The organism is Tatumella citrea, from assembly GCF_002163585.1.
In the GTDB taxonomy this organism is placed as follows: Bacteria; Pseudomonadota; Gammaproteobacteria; order Enterobacterales; family Enterobacteriaceae; genus Tatumella; species Tatumella citrea.
Genome location: NZ_CP015580.1, coordinates 1 through 3,786, shown reverse-complemented (window position 1 = coordinate 3,786; position 3,786 = coordinate 1). Strand labels below are relative to the sequence as shown.

Annotated in this window: 4 protein-coding genes; all 4 read right to left on the bottom strand. The window is 32.6% G+C overall.

The annotated features are described in order from the left end of the window. Nucleotides 1-671 precede the first annotated feature (671 nt). Nucleotides 672-1,799 (bottom strand): site-specific integrase, encoded by a 1,128-nt coding sequence (locus tag A7K98_RS21210; protein WP_087490641.1) that lies wholly within the window; start codon nucleotides 1,797-1,799, stop codon nucleotides 672-674. Between the two features lie 369 nt (nucleotides 1,800-2,168). Beyond that, complete coding sequence (locus A7K98_RS21205) at nucleotides 2,169-2,909, bottom strand: hypothetical protein (RefSeq protein WP_087490640.1); 741 nt, start codon at nucleotides 2,907-2,909, stop codon at nucleotides 2,169-2,171. After that, nucleotides 2,906-3,301: a hypothetical protein gene (locus A7K98_RS21200; RefSeq protein ID WP_087490639.1), complete on the bottom strand. Its 396-nt coding sequence runs from the start codon at nucleotides 3,299-3,301 to the stop codon at nucleotides 2,906-2,908. Before A7K98_RS21200 ends, A7K98_RS21205 begins: the two co-directional genes overlap by 4 nt. A gap of 168 nt (nucleotides 3,302-3,469) precedes the next feature. Next, nucleotides 3,470-3,688, bottom strand: coding sequence for a hypothetical protein (locus A7K98_RS21195; protein ID WP_010891066.1), 219 nt, complete (start codon nucleotides 3,686-3,688; stop codon nucleotides 3,470-3,472). Nucleotides 3,689-3,786 lie beyond the last annotated feature (98 nt).

Below are 3,786 nucleotides of genomic sequence, written 5' to 3'. Positions count from 1 at the left end.
AGAGCTATCAAACCTTTCAGTTTGACGACACCCTACTACACCCCTTGTGTCGCACCATATGAAGACTTGCTTCAACCTAACCCCATTTATGGCTGGGCTTTCTCATAGCTTACCTGGTTGATAACCAAAACACTTAGGCACTCGTTTCGGGTATGGTCTTTTGTAGCACTCCCCGTTTAGACCTACATACACTGTTTGGCGAACAATCACATATTGACCACTCGGATCAATGGCTCCACACCAAACACCGGACACAATCGGTTTAAACAAAATATGTATGCTTAAGGATCTGAAAAGGCTAGGAAATTTTTGAGTTGTAACTAAGAGGTAAGTTTGACTTTCTGCGAAATGTGAGTTAGATTTCTACTTACAAATCGTAATCGAGTTCTGACCAACTTGATTACAAGACTCAAAGAAGTCCCCACTTCTTTTAGTCCTTCAAAGCCAGCCTGCAAAGCTGGTTTTGTCGTATCTGGTACTTGTTATAAACCTTCCTGTCTTTATGTCAATAATCTTGAACGACTTTTCTGATCCAACCCCAAAAACCCAAAAACCCTGGATAGCTCGAAAAAACCTCGTCAAACCCTCTAAAATCGCTTTTCTCTGTAGCTAACAGATATATCCACTAACTACAAAAACACCAAAAAAAGAGCCGGTGCCGGCCCCTATTTTTACTTCTTGAAGTGCGATTTTAAACTGGTTGAGATCTGGCTCGGAGTCCTTGATACAGCAAACTGACTCTTGTTTGCTTTCACAACATCAGAGCACTCAACACCAGTTACAGCGATACCACCTTTCGACGAACGAGCATAGCCGTAGAACTCCTGGCTTTGAGTCACTCTGTGACCCAAAAAAGCCGCTATGGTGAAGTCATCTGCACCGGATGCCTTGAGATCACTCGCAACCCTGTGACGAAGTGTATACAGTGAAAACGTTCTATGTTGGATGTAGAGGTATTGCCTCAAGCTGTTGTAGAGCTTCCCATCTGGTTTGTAGAAAAATTTATTATCTTTTAATTGCGACAAAATATAATTCATTTGCTCATTATCATGATATTTTGATAAATCAAAATGTAATGTTCTTTCGCTTTGCCCTCTGTCATTTCCAACCTTTGCACCAAGTATTTTAAAAGATATACCATCCTCATATCTGTTTCTTACTATCTCTATACCCTTTAAAACTTCTGCTGGTCTGCAACCTGTAATCGAACAAATAGAAAGGAATCCAGCATAACGATCATATGTAGATTTATTATTTTTTAGCCTCTTAAAAATATCATCCATTGTGTCCGCTTCTTTCATTGTTTTTCTTTTACTTGCAGAGTCTTTTTTGTTGTGAGAAATATCATTCCATTGAATTCTATTTTCACTCAAAAAATCCTTATCAAAAACAAAACTCAATTCAAAAGCCTCTTTAGTTTTTGCTTTCATTGTATCGAAATCTTTTACTCTTCTTGCATTATCAGCTTCTTTTCTCAGTTGCTGAATTCTCTCACAAATACAAAAACGAAAGGCACTTCTTGTTTTATCAAAACTATTTCGAGTTCCACACTCTAATAGTCCCGTTACTAGATCATCTGATTTACTATGCTCAACTTTATTTTTGAATAATTTCCTATATTGACCTGCTGTTTCTTCATTAACATCGAGGTTGATATTTTTCATCATTTCTTTCATCGTCATTTCTAAAACAACACCGGGTTGAGTTCCCAATTTTTTTGCTTTTAATTCACTCTCAGCATAGATTTTTTCCAAATCTTTTTTTTCATTCAATGTCAGTTTTCTGCTTTTAAAATCCATATCCGATCTCCTTTTTTTATAATAATATTTTTTCCATTTGAGTTTCTTTTGCCTTATTTTTTCAAATTTCCAATGTAAAAAATTTCAAAGTTTCGCTACCGCTCACAATGAATTTTTTCCAAAGTCATTTGAAAAAAACGGCAAGGGTTTTTTTGCTCTCGCAAACTATTTTCTTTCACTCAGATTTTCAATCTTCGCAAAATAAAATAGACAAACCCCCATTATTGATATACTACGTATTTCAATAATGTCAAATTCAACACATTTTTGATCTGCATTTTTTATCTAGATTTTTCATCAACTTACAACAAATTAATCCCTCGAAAATGAAAATTAAAATTTTCTTTTCCTCACGATTTCCATTAAAAATCACAGTCTCTTTCTTTTTATTATTTCTGGTTTTTCGACTGTTAAGCCGAGGTCTTCTTTTATTTTTTCTTTCTCTTTTACTAACTCAAAATATGTATTTATTTTTTTCTTTTCTTCTTCACTCATTTGTTTTAAGTCGGCTTTAATACCTGCGAAAATTTTATCTATTTTTTCAATTTGCCTTGTGTAGATCTTCATAAAATCCGAACCGGAAAATGATGGATATTTCACACAAAAACATTCCAAATAAACATAATCATTATATTTAAATGCAAGATTTATTTTGTTGGCACTTGTTCTTTTTACATCCGATTTTTTATACTCACCACTTTCATTTATTTTTATATTTGAAAAGTTTTCTATGATGAAATTTTTATCTACTGAACGAGCTAAAAATATCTCACACATATTTTTAAAAAAATGAAAACTCGCTTCTTTTATTTTAAAAACATCCATAATCAAAAAAACAATATCCTTTACCAGATCTCTTTTTGCTTGTTTTTTTAATGCTGAAAGATAGGCATTTCTTCGTGCGAATTGTGATTTTCTTATGCCATCATCTGGATCATCAATAGGATTTTCATACGATATTTTCAATATCTTTAGTTGCAAATCCTCTTCATCAATAAATTTTTCATCTACTTTTAAAACATCGATCAATGCAGATATTTTTAAGAGCTGACTTTCTTTTATATCTTTTGTTATTTCGAAATCAATATATTCTCTTATTTTATTATTCATATGGTTATTTCTCCATATGTGTAATTATCTAATCCTTTAATCATTTCTTGATGTATTGTACTCATCTCATCGTAATTAAATTCTTCCCAATTGATCGAATGAATAAAGAACGAGTATTTTTTAAAATCATTTTCAGTTTTAGCTGATGATAAATATTCATTTCGTCTCTGTATTATTTTATTGAAAGCCCAGCCGAAATTGTGCTCAACATCAAGAAGATCAAAACTTTCATCAATGGATAAATTTGAGTTTATAATATCGCCACATTCATCACCATTTAATGCTTTATCTATATCAAAGTAATGCAAGTATTGTAAGAAAGATTTGATATCACCGTCTTTTTTATAATGTTCTATTTCATTTTCTAATGCTTTTTTAAATACACAATCCATATATTTACCTCTTTTTTTAGTTATATTTAAGCTAATAGATATATCTCTTAATATATTAAATAATCACTGTCAAATATAATTCAGAATTAAATATATAAGTTATTGTTTTTACTCGTTTTTAACATACTTTATAATCTAACGGATATATCTATTAACTTATAAAGATAGTCAGGTTTTAAATATGGCAAAAGTGCGGTAGCAAGTATCGCCTTTAAAAAATTCCAAAATATTTTTTCGCTCGAAAATTTTTCTTTGTTTTATTTTTTTGTTTTGCTTCTGGTATAAAAAACCCAAACCCTGGATTAGATTTTTGTGCTTCAGCTTCGCAAGAGCACCAATGCTGTAAGCTGGATGTGCCGAACCCCAGCAAAGCTGGGCTTGACCCATAGTTTCGCCTCCTGAATTTCACTCGAAAAAGTGAAAGTTATCAGGTAGACGACACCACAGATCAGCACTTGAGGCTTGACCCACAGAAGCACAAGCTT

Bases quoted from the DNA above. Each gene is read 5' to 3' on its own strand.
- A7K98_RS21195 (WP_010891066.1), bottom strand. From the start codon at position 3,688: ATGGGTCAAGCCCAGCTTTGCTGGGGTTCGGCACATCCAGCTTACAGC.
- A7K98_RS21200 (WP_087490639.1), bottom strand. From the start codon at position 3,301: ATGGATTGTGTATTTAAAAAAGCATTAGAAAATGAAATAGAACATTAT.
- A7K98_RS21205 (WP_087490640.1), bottom strand. From the start codon at position 2,909: ATGAATAATAAAATAAGAGAATATATTGATTTCGAAATAACAAAAGAT.
- A7K98_RS21210 (WP_087490641.1), bottom strand. From the start codon at position 1,799: ATGGATTTTAAAAGCAGAAAACTGACATTGAATGAAAAAAAAGATTTG.